The organism is Stenotrophomonas sp. 71799_Sma (assembly GCF_056482505.1).
On the sequence record NZ_CM151202.1, the window covers coordinates 3,155,741 to 3,173,157 of the forward strand.

Genomic DNA, 17,417 nt, shown 5'->3' on the forward strand with positions numbered 1-17,417 from the left:
GGAAGGCCGCCCCGAAAAGCCCCTTGCAGAAGATTCATTTCCCTTTTAAATCAATCGACTAAAGGGATGTTTCAGCAATCTGAACACCCCTGCCATCAGTTGGGGACGGCAAGGGGTTGCACGTAGGCGTGCCGGTGTTATAGTTGCATACAACACCAGTCACCTGAGACAGGGGGAAGCCATGAACGTCCGGATCCGTCGCAACTTCACCGCACCCGCGGCCGTCGCTGTTTCGACCCTGCTCGTGCTGGCCTGGTGGGCCACGCCCACCGCCCCTGTTTCCGCCGCTGCTGAAAGTGCGCAGGACGCGACTCTCTCCCCCGCAGGGAACGCCCCCTCCTCCTCCCCCCTCCCCCGCGTCGGCTGCACAGCGCGCTGTCCATGCCGTATTTCTCGTTCGCCCAGCCGCTGACCCCACGGAGCTGAATATGAGCGACATCCAGTGGAGCGACGGCGCTCCCATCTACCGTCAGTTGAAGGAGCGCGTGATCGCCATGATGCTCGACGGAATCCTCAAGCCGGGCGATGCCCTGCCTTCGGTGCGCCAGGTGGCCGCCGACTATCAACTCAACCCCATCACCGTTTCGCGCGCTTACCAGGAGCTGGCCGACGAAGGCCTGGTCGAGAAGCGCCGCGGCCTGGGCATGTTCATGACCGAGCAGGCGGCCACGCAGCTGCGCAGCAGCGAGCGCGACCGTTTCCTCAACGAAGAATGGCCGGCGGTTCTGGAGCGCATCCAGCGCCTGGGCCTGAGCCTCGACGAATTGCTGCCCCAGGGGAAAGTCTGATGAATAGCACTGCAAGTGAGTCGGTCATCACCGCCCGAGGCCTGCGCAAGGCCTACAAGACCACGGTCGCCCTCGACAACGCCAGTTTCAGCATTCCAAGCGGGCGCATCGTCGGCCTGATCGGGCCCAATGGCGCCGGCAAGACCACCGCGCTGAAGGCCATTCTTGGGCTGACCTCGGTGGAGGGTGAACTGAGCGTGCTCGGCCGCGACCCGCGACTGCACCGCGACGAACTGATGAACGACATCTGCTTCATCGCCGACGTCGCCGTGCTGCCGCGCTGGCTGAAGGTGCGCGAGGCGATCGATTTCGTGGCCGGCGTCCACCCGCGCTTCGACCGCGCCCGCTGCGAGCGCTTCCTGGCCAACACCAAGCTGCAGCCGAAGCAGCGCGTGCGCGAGCTGTCCAAGGGCATGATCGTGCAGCTGCACCTGGCGCTGGTGATGGCCATCGATGCCCGCATCCTGGTGCTGGACGAGCCGACCCTCGGCCTGGACATCCTGTACCGCAAGGAGTTCTACCAGCGCCTGCTGGAAGACTACTTCGACGAACAGAAAACCATCATCGTCACCACCCACCAGGTGGAGGAGATCGAGCACATCCTCAGCGACGTGATGTTCATCCGCGATGGCCGCATCGTGCTCGACGCGGAAATGGACGACGTCGGCCAGCGCTACACCGAGCTGCTGGTCAATGCCGACCAGCTGGACACCGCGCGCGCCCTGAAGCCGATCGACGAGCGCAGCCTGGCGTTCGGCAAGACGGTGATGCTGTTCGATGGCGTGCCGCGCACCCAGCTTTCCTCTCTCGGCGAGACCCGCATTCCGGGCCTGGCCGACCTGTTCGTCGCCATCATGAAGGGGACCTACGCATGAATGCCGTCAACCACCCCGTCAGCCCGATCGGCACCCTGCGCTGGCTGCTCAAGCGCGAGTACTGGGAGAACCGCGGCGGCTTCCTGTATGCCCCGTTGATCGCGGGCCTGATCTCACTGGTGATGAGCATCGCCGGCATTGCCTTCGGCCTGTTCGCGCTGAACCGTGCAGCACGCGACGGCGGCCTGCACATCGATGGCGAGAACGTGAACATCAACGGCCTGAACCTGGCCCTGCTCACCCGTGACATCAGTGCCAAGGACCTTGCTGATCTTGGCAACGGCCTGGACCTGACTCTGGTACTCAGTTCAAGTTGGCCGTTCGTGGTGCTGGCCTTCGTCGTGTTCTTCTACTGCCTGGGCGCCCTCTACGACGATCGCCGTGACCGCAGCATACTGTTCTGGAAGTCGTTGCCGCTGTCGGACACGCAGACCGTGCTGTCCAAGGTGATCAGCGCACTGATCGTGGCACCGTTGATCGCGGTCATCGCCGGCATCCTCACCATGTTTGGCTTCATGCTGATCATCAGCGCCGTCGCACTGCTGCACGGCGGCAGCCCGATGACCCTGATCTGGGGCCCGGCCAGCCCGCTGACCCTGGCCGCTGGGCACCTGGCCTGGATTCCGGTCTATGCCCTGTGGGCCCTGCCCACCGCCGGCTGGCTGTTGCTGTGCTCGGCATGGGCCAGGAGCAAGCCGTTCCTGTGGGCGGTAATGTTGCCGCTGTTTGCCGGCATCATTGTCAGCTCCACCAAGATGATGCCGCTGTTCGGCCTGACCACCGGCTGGTTCTGGCAGAACATCGTCGGCCGCCTGCTGCTGGGCGGCGTGCCCGGCATGGACCTGCTGTATCGCCTCGGCGCCGACGAAGCATCGCGCCGCGATCTGGACTCGGTCGTCAGCCTGATGTCCCCCGCCTCGCAGCTGAAGTCGCTGGCGATGCCGGAGCTGTGGATCGGCGCCGTCGTCGGTGCAGTGTTCATCTTCCTTGCCATCCGCCTGCGCAAGCGCGCCGGCGAGATCTGATCCCATCCATCCGGAGGCACCACCCATGCGTTCTTTGCTCGCCTGTTCTGCGTTGTTGCTGTTGCCGTTGTCGGCGCTGGCCGCCGATGCTCCGAACTGCAAGTTCACTGCTGCCCGCGCACTGAAGCTGGACGTGGCTGGTGCCAGGACGGTGGTGTTCGAGGTCAACCAGCATGACCTGAAGGTGGTCGCCAGCGCTGGCGGCGGCCAGCTGGACGGCCGCGCCTGCGCGTCCAGCCAGGAATGGCTGGACCAGCTGGTGCTGGAGCAGCGCAAGGTCGGCGACAAGCTGGTGGTGAGCCTGCGCCGCGACGGCCGCCAAAGCGGTATCAGCCTGGGCAACAGCTACGCCTGGCTGGATATCCGTGGCAGCGTGCCGGACAACATGCCGCTGCAGTTCAAGATCGGCTCGGGCGATGCCAGCGTGGAGAACGCACAGTCGCTGAGCGTGGACGTGGGTTCCGGTGACGCCGTGGTCCGCGGTACCCGCGGCAGCATCCACGCTGCAGTGGGTTCGGGCGACCTCAACATCGATGGCGGCAGCTCCCTGAATCTGCTGTCGCTGGGTTCCGGCGACGTCACCGTACGCAACATCAGCGGCGATGCCAGCACCGGTACCGTCGGCTCCGGTGACCTGAAGATCAGCGATGTGCGTGGCAACGCGCGGCTGGATACCGTGGGCTCGGGTGATATCGAGTTCAAGCGCGTGCAGGGCAGCGTTGAAGTGGGCGTGGTCGGCTCCGGCGGGGTCGATCTGGCCGACATCGGTGGCAATGTGCATGTCCGCAGCCACGGCTCGGGCGACATCAACGTCGACGGCGTGCGCGGTACCCTGACCGTCGACCACAGCGGCAGCGGTGACGTCGATCATCGCAACGTCAGCGGCCGGGTCACTCTGCCGCGCAGCAAGTAAACCCTCTTCCAGACACTACCAGGGGAACACCATGAACCTGTTGCGCCTGTTGCCCGCTGTGCTGCTGTCCCTGCCGCTGATCGCCTGCGGCGGCACGTCGTCAGCACCCGACAAGACCGTTGGCAAGAGTGTGGCCGAAGCCACAGGCGGCGTCGGCGAGACCGTCAAGAACGCGATGGACGATGCCCGCAAGGATATTGCCCAGGGCAACATCAAGATCTCGGCGGACAAGCAGCCGCGTGCGGAGATCACGCCGGATGGCCGCCTGCTGATCGCGGGCAAGGAGATTGCCGCCAACGATATCCAGCGCCGTCATCTGCAGGACTATCGCGGCCACGTGGTCGCCATCGCGATGGACGGCATGGATGTCGGCCTGGCCGGCGCCAAACTGGGTGCCAGTGCTGCCGGCGAAGCGCTGAAGGGCATTTTCAGTGGCGACAGCGAAGGTGTCGAAAAGCGCATCAATGCCGAAGCCGAGAAGATCGAAGCCCAGGCCAAGCGCATCTGCGACCGCCTTCCGGCGATGCTGGCCAGCCAGCAGGCGCTCGCACGTGAACTGCCGGCATTCAAGCCCTACGCGACCATGGACCAGAGCGACGTGGACGACTGCGGCAAGGACACCGTGGTCCAGCGCTAGGCCTGTGACAGATCAGCGCACCCGGCCGGCAGCGGCGTCTGGCTGCCGGCCGTAGTGCGCCGCCCGGCTTACAATGGCGGCCCCGGACGCCCCCGAACCGAATGTCATGAAGAAGTTGTTTCTGCTGTTGACCGCCCTGCTCTGCCTTGGCCTGGCCGGCTGTGACCAGGAGTACCGCAACCACCGCGCCGAGCGTGGCAAACCCAAGATTTCCGTCAGCGAAGGCATGGTCACCGTGCGTCGCCCGCCCGCGCCGAACATCATCATCCTCGCCGACGGCACGATGAAGATGGACGAGATCCAGATTCCGCTGGACGACGGGCAGAAACAGATGCTGCAGACCATGTTCGGCAAACTGCAGGTGCTGCGCCAGAACACCCTGGTGGCCGCACCGGCCGATCCCAACATGCAGCCGGTGAAGATCCAACCGCCGGAGGGCATGGTCGTGATTCCGGCGGACCTGATCCAGCGCATCCCGGAGTTCAAGGATTACACCGACACCTTCGGCAACATCGTCGCCGACCGTCGCTGAAAAAAAACGCCGCCCAAAGGGCGGCGTTTCTGCTTTCTGTAGAGTCGAGCCATGCTCGACTCCGGAACAACAGTCGAGCATGGCTCGACTCTACAACCGGCCGATCAACCGCCGGCGCCGCCGCCACCGGCCTGGATGCCACCGGCGGTCAGCGCGGTCGGGTCCAGCAGGCGACGCAGTTCGGCCTCGGCCAGGCCGCTGTCTTCCAGCGCCACGTCCAGCACCGGGCGCTGTTCCTTGTACGCACGCTTGGCAATCGCCGCAGCCTTCTCGTAGCCGATGATCGGGTTGAGGGCGGTAACCAGGATCGGGTTGCGTGCCAGCGCCTCGGCAACCCGGTCCTCGCGCACCTTCAGCCCGGCAATCGCACTGTCGGCCAGCAGGGTGGACACGTTGGCCAGCAGGCCGATGCCATCGAGCAGGTTCACTGCGATCAGCGGCAGGGTGACGTTGAGCTGGAAGTTGCCGGTCTGCCCGGCCACGGTGATCGCAGTGTGGTGACCGATCACCTGTGCACAGGCCATCACCGTCGCTTCCGGAATCACCGGGTTGACCTTGCCCGGCATGATCGAGCTGCCCGGCTGCAGCGCCGGCAGTTCGATCTCGCCCAGCCCGGCCAGCGGACCGGCGTTCATCCAGCGCAGGTCGTTGGCGATCTTGATCAGCGCCACCGCCAGCGCATTGAGCTGACCGGAAAGCTCCACCGCGTCATCCTGTGCGGCCAGGCCTTCGAACTTGTTCTCGGCACTGTCGAACTTGAAACCGGTCTGCTGCTTCAGTGCCTTGGCCACCTGTGCACCGAAGCGCGGATCGGCATTGATGCCGGTGCCGATGGCGGTGCCGCCCAGCGGCAGCCGGCGCACGCGCTTGAGGCTGTCTTCGATACGCTCCTGCGCCGACGCCAGCTGTGCCGACCACGCGCCGAATTCCTGCTCGAAGGTCAGCGGCATCGCATCCATCAGGTGGGTGCGGCCGGTCTTGACCACCTTGCGCAGGCTGCGGCCCTTCTTGTCCAGGGTCTTGCGCAGGTGCACCAGCGCCGGCAGCAGCTGCTCATGCGTCGCCAACACCGCCGACACCCGCAACGCGGTCGGAATCACGTCGTTGGAGCTCTGCCCCTGATTGACGTGGTCATTGGGGTGCACACTGGTCTTGCCCGCCTTGCCGGCACGGTTGGCCAGGGTGGCGATGACCTCATTGGCATTCATGTTCGACGACGTGCCAGAACCCGTCTGGTAGACATCGATCGGGAACTGCGCGTCCCAGTTGCCGGCGGCCACTTCGGCGGCAGCGGTCTGGATGGCCTTGGCCACGTTCTTCGGCAGGTGGCCCAGTTCTGCGTTGACGCCCGCGGCGGCGCCCTTGACCAGGCCCAGGGCACGGATGAAACCGCGCGGCATGCGCTGGCCCGACACCGGGAAGTTCTGCACGGCACGCTGGGTCTGGGCGCCCCACAGGGCGTCCGCAGGCACCTGCAGCTCGCCCATGCTGTCGTGTTCGATTCTGAAACCCTTGCTTGCAGCTTTGCTCATTGCATCAACTCCGCACTACTTCAGTTGGGGAAAGGGAAGCGGCGGCTGGCAGGGTGTCGCTTCCCGGGCTGGCGGCTGCGCCAACGATACTCCCTTGCCCGCAGCGTGGGATGACGAGGGCGGGCCAGATCGTTTCATCCGTAGGGCCGATCTGCACGCGCAAGGGGTAGTGCCGGCCGCTGGCCAGCAATCCATGGAATCGTGGGCCGGGCGTGGTTGCCGGCCAGCGGCCGGCACTACCTGACCGGCACGTCGTAGAATATGGCCCCCGCCGCTCGCCCCAGCCCTGCCGACATGTCCGATTCCGCCCTGCTCGCCCTGTCCCCGCTTGATGGCCGCTATGCCGGCAAGGTCGACGCCCTGCGCCCGATCTTCTCCGAGTACGGCCTGATCAAGGCCCGCATCACGGTCGAAGTGGAGTGGTTGCTGGCCCTGGCCGCCGAGCCGGGCATCGTCGAACTGGCCCCGTTCTCCGACGCCGCCATCGCGCGCCTGCGTGCCCTGGCCGCCAGCTTCAGCCCGGTCCAGGCCGCGCGCGTGAAGGAGATCGAGCGCACCACCAACCATGACGTCAAGGCGGTGGAGTACTTCATCAAGGAACAGCTGAAGGACGACGCCGAGCTGGCCCCGGCGCTGGAATTCGTGCATTTCGCCTGCACCAGCGAAGACATCAACAACCTCAGCTACGGCCTGATGCTGGAACAGGCGCGCCGCGAGGTGCTGCTGCCGACCCTGGATGGCATCGCCACCTCCCTGCGCAGCCTGGCCCACGCCCAGGCCGGCCAGCCGATGCTGTCGCGCACCCACGGCCAGACCGCCTCGCCGACCACCCTCGGCAAGGAGCTGGCCAACGTGGTCGCCCGCCTGGAACGCCAGCGCAAGCAGATTGCCGCGGTCGAACTGACCGGCAAGATCAATGGCGCGGTGGGCAACTACAACGCCCACATCGCCAGCTACCCGGACGTGGACTGGCCGGCCTTCGCCGAGCGCTTCGTTACCAGCCTGGGCCTGGTGTTCAACCCGTACACCACGCAGATCGAGCCGCACGACAACATCGCCGAAATCGGCGATGCCGCGCGCCGCGCCAACATCATCCTGATCGACCTGGCCCGCGACATCTGGGGCTATGTTTCGCTGGGCTACTTCAAGCAGCGCCTGAAGGAAGGCGAAGTCGGCTCGTCGACGATGCCGCACAAGGTCAACCCGATCGATTTCGAGAATGCGGAAGGCAACTTCGGCATTGCCAATGCGCTGTTCGAGCACTTCAGCGCGAAGCTGCCGATCAGCCGCTGGCAGCGTGACCTGACCGACTCCACCGTGCTGCGTGCACTGGGTACCGCGTTCGGCCACAGCCAGGTGGCGCTGGATTCGCTGGCCAAGGGCCTGGGCAAGCTGGAAGTGAACCCGCAGCGCCTGGATGCCGATCTGGATGCGGCCTGGGAAGTGCTGGCGGAAGCCGTGCAGACGGTGATGCGCCGCCATGGCCTGCCGAACCCGTACGAGCAGCTGAAGGCGCTGACCCGCGGCCAGGGCATCACGGCCGAGTCGATGCGTGCGTTCGTGCAGGGGCTGGAGCTGCCGGCGGATGCGAAGCAGCGCCTGCTGGAGATGACCCCGGGCAGCTACACCGGCCTGGCCGAGTCGCTGGCGAAGAAGATTTAAGGAGTTTCCTTTGCGGCGGCGGCCGCGGGCGCTGCCTGCGGCAGGCAACAGCAACAGCAACATCAACGTCAAGAGCGGCTCTGGGTTTTTGCCGTGCTTGGCGGGGCGGGTTGGATTCGCGGGACACGCCGTGAACCCGTCCTTGGGGGCTCGATGGCGCCATCCATGGCGCCAACGGTCCCGCGAACCCAACCCGCCCCACCTCTGACAGATTCCCGGTGACGGATCGAAGAGCATTGGGTTGTCGGGACGGAATTTGGAAGAGGGACGCGGCTTCGCCGCGTCCCTCTGTTGTTTTTGGCTGATTGTAGAGCCGAGCCCATGCTCGGCTGCTTGTTCCAACAGCAAGCCGAGCATGGGCTCGGCTCTACAGGAGCATGAGCAAGCGCAGCGCGCGACCCGCTTTTGCCTTTGATCTTCTTCTTCCATTCCGTGGCGGGCCGCGCAGGAAACTGTCAGGGGCCGGGCGGGTGGGCTGCGCGGGGGTGTCCGCCGCATGGATGCGGCGGCCAAGCTTACAGGGACGTACTTGCAGCGTCCCCCGCGCAGCCCACCCGCCCGGCCAAGCGCGGCTTTTGCTTTCAGCGACCAACCCAGACCCCGCCACGACGGGCTCCGCCGTTGGCCGGACACCCCGCGACAAACCCGCGCACGTGCGCAATCCCGGCGAACGTCGGACAATGGAGGCCTTGGCGGCCCGCCGCGCCGCCCCTCCCGCTTTCCGCTGCAAGGATTCCCCCATGGCCGCCCGCAAGTCCTCCGCCCCCCTCATCGAAGTCACCGCCCGCCCCGGCCAGCCGCTGGGCATGGCGCCGGCCACCTTCCTGCGCGATTTCTGGCAGAAGCGCCCGCTGCTGATCCGCAACGCCTTCCCGGATTTCCAGACCCCGGTGCAGCCGGAAGACCTGGCCGGGCTGGCCTGCGAGGAAGGCGTGCTGGCACGCCTGATCGAGCACGACAAGACCCAGGACGGCTGGCGCGTACGCACCGGTCCATTCCAGGAAGACGTGTTCCCCGCCCTGCCCGACCACGACTGGACCCTGCTGGTGCAGGACGTGGACAAGTGGGACCCGGACGTACGCGCCCTGATCGAGCACTTCAGCTTCCTGCCGCGTTGGCGCATGGATGACGTGATGATCAGCTTCGCCGCCACCGGCGGCTCGGTCGGCGCCCACGTCGACCAGTACGACGTGTTCCTGCTGCAGGCCCATGGCCATCGCCGCTGGCAGATCGATGCCAGCGAATCGATCAAGGGCAAGCAGCCGCCGCTGGGCTTCCGCCCCGACGTGGAGCTGAAGCTGCTGAAGGTGTTCAAGCCGACCCACGACTGGGTGCTGGCGCCGGGCGACATGCTGTACCTGCCGCCGAACGTGCCGCACCACGGCGTCGCCGAAGATCCCTGCCTGACATTCTCGTTCGGCATGCGCGCGCCGTCTTCGGCCGAGCTGATCAGCGACTACCTGGACACCCTGATCGCCGATGCCGACGAGAACATCCGCTACCAGGATGCCGACCTGAAGGTGCCGGCCGACCCGAACGAAATCGACACAGTGGCGATGGCGCGGGTGATCACCGCGCTCAACGCCATCCGCATGAACGACCCGGACAAGCTGGGCGACTGGTTCGGCCGCTTCATCACCACCTACCGCGCGGCCGGCGAAGTGATGGCCCACCAGGCCGCACCGGCACAGGAAGAAGTGGTCCAGGCCCTGGCATCGGGCCTGCTGCTGCAGCGCCACCCGTGGGCCCGGCTGGCCTGGCGCCGGGCCAAGCGTGGCGCCAGCCTGTATGTCAGCGGCCAGGACTTCGCGCTGCCGGTGAAGGACGCGCAGCGCCTGGCTGGCACCGAACAGCTGGACGCCGCCGCTTATCGCGGCCTGTCCGACAAGGGCCGTGCCGTGGTCCAGCAGCTGCTGGTCGGCGGGGTGTTCCAGCTGATCGACCCGAATGAGGTATACGAGGCCGAAGACGAGGACGACGGCGAGGATGCCGTGGCGCTCGGCGAGGTCGTCGAAGGCCGCGACCGCGTGGATGCGATCGACGCCGACGCGGTGTCCGACGATGTCCACTCCGTGACCGTGCACGACGACGGCATCGAGGTCATCGTCAACTTCGAGGACGACGAGGAAGACGACAGCGCCGGCCGGGCCTGAGCCATCGCCATGATCCGGGTCCAGCAGGTCAGCCACGCCGATGCCCACGCAGCCATCCACGAGGTGCGCCAACGCGTGTTCGTGCAGGAACAGGGCATCGCCGCCGAGCTGGAACGCGATGCGCTGGACCCGGTCAGTGCCCATGTGCTGGCGCTGGACAGTGACAACCAGCCGGTCGGCACGGGCCGGCTGGCCCCGGATGGCCGCATCGGCCGCATGGCGGTGCTGGCCAGCCATCGCAGCCACGGGGTCGGCGGGGCCCTGCTGGAAGCGCTGGTGGAGGCCGGGCGCCGGCTCGGCCTGGCCGAGCTGCATCTGCATGCCCAGCTGCCCGCCCGTGACTTCTATGCCCGCCAGGGCTTTCTGCCCGAAGGCGAGGTGTTCGAGGAGGCCGGCATCGGCCACCAGCAGATGCGCCGCCGGCTGGGCGCGGCCAGCGCCATCGACAGCCGCGCCGAGGCGGTGGCCATCACCACGGCCATCATCCACCGCGCCCGTCGCCAGCTATGGCTGCACAGCCGCCAGCTGGACCCCGGGCTGCTCGACGCGCCCCCGGTACAGGCCGCCCTGCGCCGCTTCGTCACCGCCCGCCACGACAAGCAGCTGCGGGTGATCGTGCACGACGCCGCCGCGATCGCCTCTGCCGGGGCGCCGCTGCTGGCGCTGGCCCAGCGCCTGCCCAGCGTGATCCAGTTCCGCGAGGTCACCGACCCGGTCGACCGTGCACTGGCCTCGGCCTGTCTGCTCAACGATGCGGGCGACTTCTACTTTCGTCTGATCGGCCATCGCCTCGACGGCGAAGCCGGCATCGCGCTGCCGACACGTTCGCAGCCGTTCGAGCAGCAATTGCAGCGCGTCTGGGACCGTTCGCGTGATTGCAGCGAACTGCGCGCGCTCGGCATCTGAGCGGAGCGGGCTGACTCAACCTGTCTGGAACCGGCACCGGGGGACGCGCGATACCTCTGGTGGTGCCCCTTCGTGTCCGGTTGGGGGTACAATTTGGCTGTTTGAACGCGCCCGCGCAGGGCTATTCATCTTCCTGCCGGGTCCTTCTGAAGCCATACCCCACAAAGCGAATCAACACCCTCCATCGTGGACAATCAACTGAAGCAGTTTGCGCAATCTTCGCAACTCGCCGGCGGCAACGCCTCCTATGTCGAGGACCTGTACGAGCAGTACCTGGTCTCCCCGGATAGTGTCGATCCCAAATGGAAAACCTACTTCGACGGCTTCAAGGGCCGTGAAGCAGGTGACATTCCGCACTCGGCCGTCATCTCCCACATTGCGGACGCGGCCAAGGATGCGCTGAAGGCCGGTACCGGCAACGGTGCAGGCGACGAGCGCGAGCGCAATGTCGGTCGTCTGATCACTGCCTACCGTTCGCGCGGCCACCTGGACGCCCGCCTCGATCCGCTGGGCCTGGCCGCACCGGTCAACACCCCGGACCTGGGCCTGCCGTTCCACAGCCTGTCCGATGGTGACCTCAACAGCGAGTTCAGCACCGGCGGCGTCGGTGGCCAGCCGCGCATGAAGCTGCGCGACCTGCTGGCACGCCTGAAGGCGACCTACACCGGCTCGATCGGTGCGGAGTTCATGCACATCTCCGAGGTCGAGCAGCGCCAGTGGATCTACAAGAAGCTGGAACTGGCCGGTGGCAACTACCAGCTGGACGCTGATACCCAGCGCCGCACCCTGGAGCGCCTGACCGCGGCTGAAGGCCTGGAGCGCTACCTGCACACCAAGTACGTCGGCCAGAAGCGCTTCTCGCTGGAAGGCGGCGACTCGCTGATCCCGATGATGGACACCATCATCCGCAGCGCCGGCAAGGATGGCGTCAAGGACGTGGTGATCGGCATGGCCCACCGCGGCCGCCTGAACGTGCTGGTCAACACCCTGGGCAAGAACCCACGCAAGCTGTTCGACGAATTCGAAGGCAAGTTCGAGCACGACGAGCACGCCTCGGCCGGTGACGTGAAGTACCACATGGGCTTCTCCGCCGACGTCGCCACCGATGGCGGCCCGGTGCACCTGGCGCTGGCGTTCAACCCGTCGCACCTGGAAATCGCCGACCCGGTCGTGGCCGGTTCCGTGCGTTCGCGCCAGGAGCGCCGCAAGGACACCGCGCGCAAGCAGGTCATGCCCATCCTGATCCACGGCGACGCGGCCTTCTCCGGCCAGGGCGTGGTCATGGAACTGTTCCAGATGTCGCAGGCCCGCGGCTTCGCCGTCGGCGGCACCGTGCACATCGTGGTCAACAACCAGGTCGGCTTCACCACCTCCAACCCGCTGGACACGCGTTCCACGCGCTATGCCACCGACGTGGCGAAGATGATCGCCGCCCCGGTGCTGCACGTGAACGGCGATGATCCGGAAGCCGTTGTGTTCGCCGCGCAGCTGGCCTTCGAGTTCCGCCAGAAGTTCGCCAAGGACGTGGTCATCGACCTGATGTGCTACCGCCGCTGGGGCCACAACGAGGCCGACGAACCGGCGATCACCCAGCCGCTGATGTACCAGGTGATCCGCAAGCACGCCACCACCCGCGAGATGTACGCCGAGCAGCTGGAAAAAGCGGGCGTGATCGCCGCCGGTGCCGGCAAGGCGATGGTCGATGCGTACCGCGAGAAGCTGGATGCCGGTGAAGTGACCACCGAGCTGGCCAAGGTCGAGAAGACCCCGCCGACCAGCCCGCTGTTCGTCGATTGGCCGAAGCTGCTGGAAGGCAAGCTGTCCGACCCGATCTCGACCAAGGTCGAGAAGAACAAGCTGGTCGAGCTGGCCAAGCTGATCAACACCATTCCGGACGAAGTGCAGCTGCACTCGCGCGTGGCCAAGGTCTACGACGACCGCCGCAAGATGGCCGCTGGCGAGATCCCGGGCGACTGGGGCTTTGCCGAGAACCTGGCCTACGCCACCCTGCTCGACGAAGGCAGTGCCCTGCGCCTGGTCGGCCAGGACGTGGGTCGCGGTACGTTCACGCACCGCCACGCGATCCTGCACGACCAGAAGACCGACAACTACTACATGCCGCTGCGGCAGCTGGTGGATTCGCCGGAGAAGGCCACCGTCATCGATTCGCTGCTGAGCGAAGAAGCGGTGATGGCCTACGAGTACGGCTTCTCCACCACCGATCCGAACACGCTGTGCATCTGGGAAGGCCAGTTCGGCGACTTCGCCAACGGTGCCCAGGTCGTCATCGACCAGTTCATCGCCGCCGGTGAAGCCAAGTGGGGCCGCATCTCCGGCCTGACCCTGCTGCTGCCGCATGGTTATGAAGGGCAAGGCCCGGAACACAGCTCGGCGCGCCTGGAGCGCTTCCTGCAGCTGTGCGCGCTGGAGAACATGCTGGTGGTGGTGCCGTCGACCCCGGCACAGGCCTTCCACATGCTGCGTCGCCAGCAGCACCTGACCACCCGCAAGCCGCTGGTGGTGATGTCGCCGAAGTCGCTGCTGCGCCACAAGCTGGCCGTGTCGACCCTGGACGAGCTGGCCAACGGCGAGTTCCAGCACCTGATCGGCGACGCCAATGCGGACGCCAAGAAGGTCAAGCGCGTGGTGCTGTGCTCGGGCAAGGTCTACTACGACCTACTGGAAGACCAGACCAAGCGTGGCCAGGACGACGTGGCGATCATCCGCGTGGAGCAGCTGTATCCGTTCCCGCGTGCGCTGCTGGCTGCCGAACTGAAGAAGTACGGCAAGGCCACCGACGTGGTGTGGACGCAGGAAGAACCGCAGAACCAGGGTGCGTGGTACCAGATCCGCCACCACCTGCAGTTCTGCCTGGCCGATGGCCAGAACCTGCACTACGCCGGTCGCGCACGTTCGGCTTCGCCGGCTGCCGGTCACATGGCTGACCACGTCCGCGAACAGCAGCAGCTGGTCGCCGATGCACTGGTCAACCCGTTCAACGACACGTTCGCTGAATAATCCTCCCCCTATTTAGAAGACAAACCAGGAAGCTCCCGCAATGGCCACCGAAGTCAAAGCCCCGGTACTGCCCGAATCCGTCGCCGACGGCACCATCGCCACCTGGCACAAGAAGGTGGGCGACGCCGTCAAGCGCGACGAAAACCTGCTTGACCTGGAAACCGACAAGGTCGTCCTGGAAGTGCCGTCGCCGGTCGACGGCGTGCTCAAGGAAATCAAGTTCGCCGAAGGCTCGACCGTGACCTCCAGCCAGGTCGTGGCGATCATCGAGGAAGGCGCCGTCGCTGCTGCCCCGGCTCCGGCCGCTGAAGAGAAGAAGGCCGAGGCCGCTCCGGCCGCTGCCGCACCGGCCGCCGCTGCTGCTCCGGCCCCGGCTGCCAAGTCGGCCGCCGACACCCTGCCGCCGGGCGCCCGCTTCACCGCCATCACCGAAGGCGTGAACCCGGCCGACGTCGACGGCACCGGCCGTCGCGGCGCGGTGACCAAGGAAGACATCGTCAACTTCGCCCGCAACGGCGGCGCCGGCAAGGCCGGTGGCGCACGTCCGGAAGAGCGCGTGCCGATGACCCGCATCCGCAAGCGCATCGCCGAGCGCCTGATGGAGTCGAAGAACTCGACCGCCATGCTGACCACCTTCAACGAAGTCGACCTGTCCAAGGTCTCGGCGGCGCGCAAGGAACTGCAGGACGAGTTCGTCAAGGCCCACGGCATCAAGCTGGGCTTCATGAGCTTCTTCGTGAAGGCCGCGGCCAATGCCCTGCAGCGCTTCCCGCTGGTCAACGCCTCGATCGACGGCGACGACATCATCTACCACGGCTACTCGGACATCTCGATCGCCGTGTCGACCGAGAAGGGCCTGGTCACGCCGGTGCTGCGCAACGTCGAGCGCATGTCGTTCGCCGACATCGAGAAGACCATCGCCGACTACGCCAAGAAGGCCCGTGATGGCAAGCTGAGCCTGGAAGAACTGCAGGGCGGCACCTTCACCGTGACCAACGGCGGCACCTTCGGTTCGCTGCTGTCGACCCCGATCATCAACCCGCCGCAGAGCGCCATCCTGGGCATGCATGCCATCAAGGAGCGTCCGATCGCCCAGAACGGCCAGGTCGTGATCGCGCCGATGATGTACCTGGCGCTGTCGTACGACCACCGCATCATCGACGGCAAGGACTCGGTGCAGTTCCTGGTGGACATCAAGAACCAGCTGGAAAACCCGGGCCGCATGCTGTTCGGCCTGTAAGACACCTCCCGCCCCTCCGCGCCTGCGCGGAGGGGTTCTGGTAATGCATCAAGGAATAATTCAATGGCTGAACAATTCGACGTCGTCGTCATCGGTGCCGGCCCGGCCGGTTACCACGCTGCCATCCGCGCCGCGCAGCTGGGCCTGAAGACCGCCTGCATCGACGCAGCGCTGGGCAAGGACGGCAAGCCGGCGCTGGGCGGCACCTGCCTGCGCGTGGGCTGCATCCCGTCCAAGGCGCTGCTGGATTCCTCGCGCCAGTTCTGGAACATGGGCCACATCTTTGGCGACCACGGCATCAGCTTCAAGGATGCCAAGATGGACGTCGAGGCGATGGTTGGCCGCAAGGACAAGATCGTCAAGCAGTTCACCGGCGGCATCGGCATGCTGTTCAAGGCCAACAAGGTCGCCGCCTACTACGGCTTCGGCGAACTGCAGCCGGGCAACGTGGTCAAGGTCACCCAGCATGACGGTTCCATCGTCGAGCTGAAGGGCACCAACGTCATCATCGCCGCCGGTTCGGATTCGATCGAACTGCCGTTCGCCAAGTTCGACGGCGAGACCATCGTCGACAACGTCGGCGGCCTGGACTTCACCGAAGTGCCGAACCGCCTGGCGGTGATCGGCGCCGGCGTGATCGGCCTGGAACTGGGCAGCGTGTGGAAGCGCCTGGGCGCTGAAGTCACCATCCTGGAAGCACTGCCGGAGTTCCTGGCCGTGGCCGACGCCGAAGTGGCCAAGACCGCTGCCAAGGAATTCAAGAAGCAGGGCCTGGACATCCGCCTCGGCGCCAAGGTCTCCAAGACCGAGATCACCGGCAAGGGCAAGAAGAAGGAAGTCGTTGTCACCTACACCGACAGCGAAGGCGAAAAGACCCTGACCGTGGACAAGCTGCTGGTGGCCGTTGGCCGTCGCGCCGCCACCAAGGGCCTGCTGGCCGAAGGCACCGGCGTCAAGATCAACGAGCGCGGCCAGATCGAAGTCGACGCGCACTGCCACACCGGCGTCAACGGCGTGTGGGCGGTCGGCGACTGCGTGCGTGGCCCGATGCTGGCGCACAAGGGCTTCGAGGAAGGCATCGCGGTGGCTGAGCTGATCGCCGGCCTGCCGGGCCACGTCAACTTCGACACCATCCCGTGGGTCATCTACACCGAGCCGGAACTGGCCTGGGTCGGCAAGACCGAAGCTCAGCTGAAGGCCGAAGGCATTCCGTACAAGGCCGGCAGCTTCCCGTTCGCCGCCAACGGCCGTGCCGTGGCGATGATCGAGCCGGCCGGCTTCGTGAAGATCCTGGCCCATGCTGAAACCGATCGCATCCTCGGCATGCACCTGGTCGGCGCCAACGTCTCCGAGCTGGTGCACGAAGGCGTGCTGACCATGGAGTTCAGCGGCTCGGCCGATGACCTGGCCCGCATCTGCCACGCTCACCCGTCGCTGTCGGAAGTGATCCACGACGCCGCGATGGCGGTCAGCAAGCGCGCCATCCACAAGGCGAACTGATCTGCATCCGGGTAGGGGCCCACCGTTGGTCGGCACGCGCCTGCAGACAAAAAACCCCGCCTCGGCGGGGTTTTTTGTTGGCGTTGATGATGTAGAACCGAGCCCACGCTCGGCTATCCCGGGAAAAGCAGCCGAGTATCGGCTCGGCACTACACCTTTCCAGCCGGCTTCTTCGGCGGATCGTCACAGATGCGGTGCTGGACCACGGTTTCACCGACCTTCCATTCCTTCGCGACCCTGCAGCGCTCCTTGGCTTTCTGCACAGAGACCGCGGCAGCATTCGCCTCGTCAGCCGCAGCAGTCTGCTGGCGTTCCAGCCACACCGACGGTGGCGCTGGAGGTGTGGCCAGTGCCGGCCCCGCGAGCAATGCCAGCGCCACCAGCAGCACCGTCCTCATGCAGCCACCGCTCGGCCACCGAGCAGGCGCGCCGGCAGCATGAACAGCGCGCGCAGGAACGCGAACAGGGCCGAGAACGTGATGCCGACCAGGCGGAACGGCAGGCTCAGCAGCCACACGAACGGCCAGGCGATCAGGGCGAGGATCGCCAGCGGCCAGCACAGCACGAACAGCAGGCACCACGCACCGAGCGCGAACAGGGTCTTCATCACGGTCTCCTTGGGGCGGCACCCTGCCG

General features: G+C 66.1%; 15 protein-coding genes. 12 read left to right on the forward strand and 3 right to left on the reverse strand.

The window, feature by feature from the left end:
- Window positions 1-428: 428 nt before the first annotated feature.
- The 6 genes from ACZK4Z_RS14730 (at window position 429) to ACZK4Z_RS14755 (ending at window position 4,770) form a co-directional block, all read left to right on the forward strand.
- Entirely contained in the window at window positions 429-788 is a 360-nt protein-coding gene (locus tag ACZK4Z_RS14730) for a GntR family transcriptional regulator (RefSeq protein WP_006453095.1), read from the forward strand.
- On the forward strand, window positions 788-1,663 hold the full coding sequence (locus ACZK4Z_RS14735; RefSeq protein ID WP_032130455.1) for an ABC transporter ATP-binding protein: 876 nt from the start codon (window positions 788-790) through the stop codon (window positions 1,661-1,663). The genes ACZK4Z_RS14730 and ACZK4Z_RS14735 overlap by 1 nt, the downstream gene beginning before the upstream one ends.
- Window positions 1,660-2,688 (forward strand): ABC-2 transporter permease, encoded by a 1,029-nt coding sequence (locus ACZK4Z_RS14740; protein ID WP_049400228.1) that lies wholly within the window; start codon window positions 1,660-1,662, stop codon window positions 2,686-2,688. Before ACZK4Z_RS14735 ends, ACZK4Z_RS14740 begins: the two co-directional genes overlap by 4 nt.
- 25 nt (window positions 2,689-2,713) lie before the next feature.
- Window positions 2,714-3,601 carry a DUF4097 family beta strand repeat-containing protein gene (locus ACZK4Z_RS14745; protein WP_032130457.1) on the forward strand — a complete coding sequence of 296 codons (888 nt, stop codon included), beginning with the start codon at window positions 2,714-2,716 and terminating at the stop codon, window positions 3,599-3,601.
- Between the two features lie 31 nt (window positions 3,602-3,632).
- Window positions 3,633-4,238 carry a YggN family protein gene (locus tag ACZK4Z_RS14750; RefSeq protein WP_182266396.1) on the forward strand — a complete coding sequence of 202 codons (606 nt, stop codon included), beginning with the start codon at window positions 3,633-3,635 and terminating at the stop codon, window positions 4,236-4,238.
- 106 nt (window positions 4,239-4,344) lie between these two features.
- Window positions 4,345-4,770, forward strand: a complete 426-nt coding sequence (locus ACZK4Z_RS14755; protein ID WP_032130459.1) for a hypothetical protein — start codon at window positions 4,345-4,347, stop codon at window positions 4,768-4,770.
- Window positions 4,771-4,874: 104 nt separating this feature from the next.
- Here the strand turns inward: ACZK4Z_RS14755 and ACZK4Z_RS14760 are convergent, their stop codons facing one another.
- Window positions 4,875-6,302 (reverse strand): class II fumarate hydratase, encoded by a 1,428-nt coding sequence (locus ACZK4Z_RS14760; RefSeq protein ID WP_164081209.1) that lies wholly within the window; start codon window positions 6,300-6,302, stop codon window positions 4,875-4,877.
- 294 nt (window positions 6,303-6,596) lie between these two features.
- Between ACZK4Z_RS14760 and purB the strand changes: the two genes are divergently transcribed.
- The 6 genes from purB to lpdA all read left to right on the forward strand — a co-directional run bounded on the left by purB (window position 6,597) and on the right by lpdA (window position 16,781).
- On the forward strand, window positions 6,597-7,964 hold the full coding sequence (gene purB / locus ACZK4Z_RS14765) for an adenylosuccinate lyase (RefSeq protein ID WP_478450879.1): 1,368 nt from the start codon (window positions 6,597-6,599) through the stop codon (window positions 7,962-7,964).
- 740 nt (window positions 7,965-8,704) lie between these two features.
- Complete coding sequence (locus tag ACZK4Z_RS14770; protein ID WP_478450880.1) at window positions 8,705-10,117, forward strand: ribosomal protein uL16 3-hydroxylase; 1,413 nt, start codon at window positions 8,705-8,707, stop codon at window positions 10,115-10,117.
- Window positions 10,118-10,126: 9 nt separating this feature from the next.
- On the forward strand, window positions 10,127-11,023 hold the full coding sequence (locus tag ACZK4Z_RS14775) for a GNAT family N-acetyltransferase (RefSeq protein WP_478450881.1): 897 nt from the start codon (window positions 10,127-10,129) through the stop codon (window positions 11,021-11,023).
- A gap of 186 nt (window positions 11,024-11,209) precedes the next feature.
- Entirely contained in the window at window positions 11,210-14,041 is a 2,832-nt protein-coding gene (locus ACZK4Z_RS14780; protein WP_032129626.1) for a 2-oxoglutarate dehydrogenase E1 component, read from the forward strand.
- Between the two features lie 40 nt (window positions 14,042-14,081).
- On the forward strand, window positions 14,082-15,281 hold the full coding sequence (gene sucB, locus ACZK4Z_RS14785) for a dihydrolipoyllysine-residue succinyltransferase (RefSeq protein WP_032129627.1): 1,200 nt from the start codon (window positions 14,082-14,084) through the stop codon (window positions 15,279-15,281).
- Window positions 15,282-15,344: 63 nt separating this feature from the next.
- On the forward strand, window positions 15,345-16,781 hold the full coding sequence (gene lpdA / locus ACZK4Z_RS14790) for a dihydrolipoyl dehydrogenase (protein ID WP_478450882.1): 1,437 nt from the start codon (window positions 15,345-15,347) through the stop codon (window positions 16,779-16,781).
- Window positions 16,782-16,930: 149 nt separating this feature from the next.
- On the opposite strand, the gene ACZK4Z_RS14795 is transcribed toward lpdA, so the two are convergent.
- Both ACZK4Z_RS14795 and ACZK4Z_RS14800 read right to left on the reverse strand, forming a co-directional pair.
- Complete coding sequence (locus ACZK4Z_RS14795) at window positions 16,931-17,179, reverse strand: hypothetical protein (RefSeq protein WP_125892138.1); 249 nt, start codon at window positions 17,177-17,179, stop codon at window positions 16,931-16,933.
- Window positions 17,176-17,388, reverse strand: coding sequence for a hypothetical protein (locus tag ACZK4Z_RS14800; RefSeq protein WP_478450883.1), 213 nt, complete (start codon window positions 17,386-17,388; stop codon window positions 17,176-17,178). Before ACZK4Z_RS14800 ends, ACZK4Z_RS14795 begins: the two co-directional genes overlap by 4 nt.
- Between the last annotated feature and the right edge of the window lie 29 nt (window positions 17,389-17,417).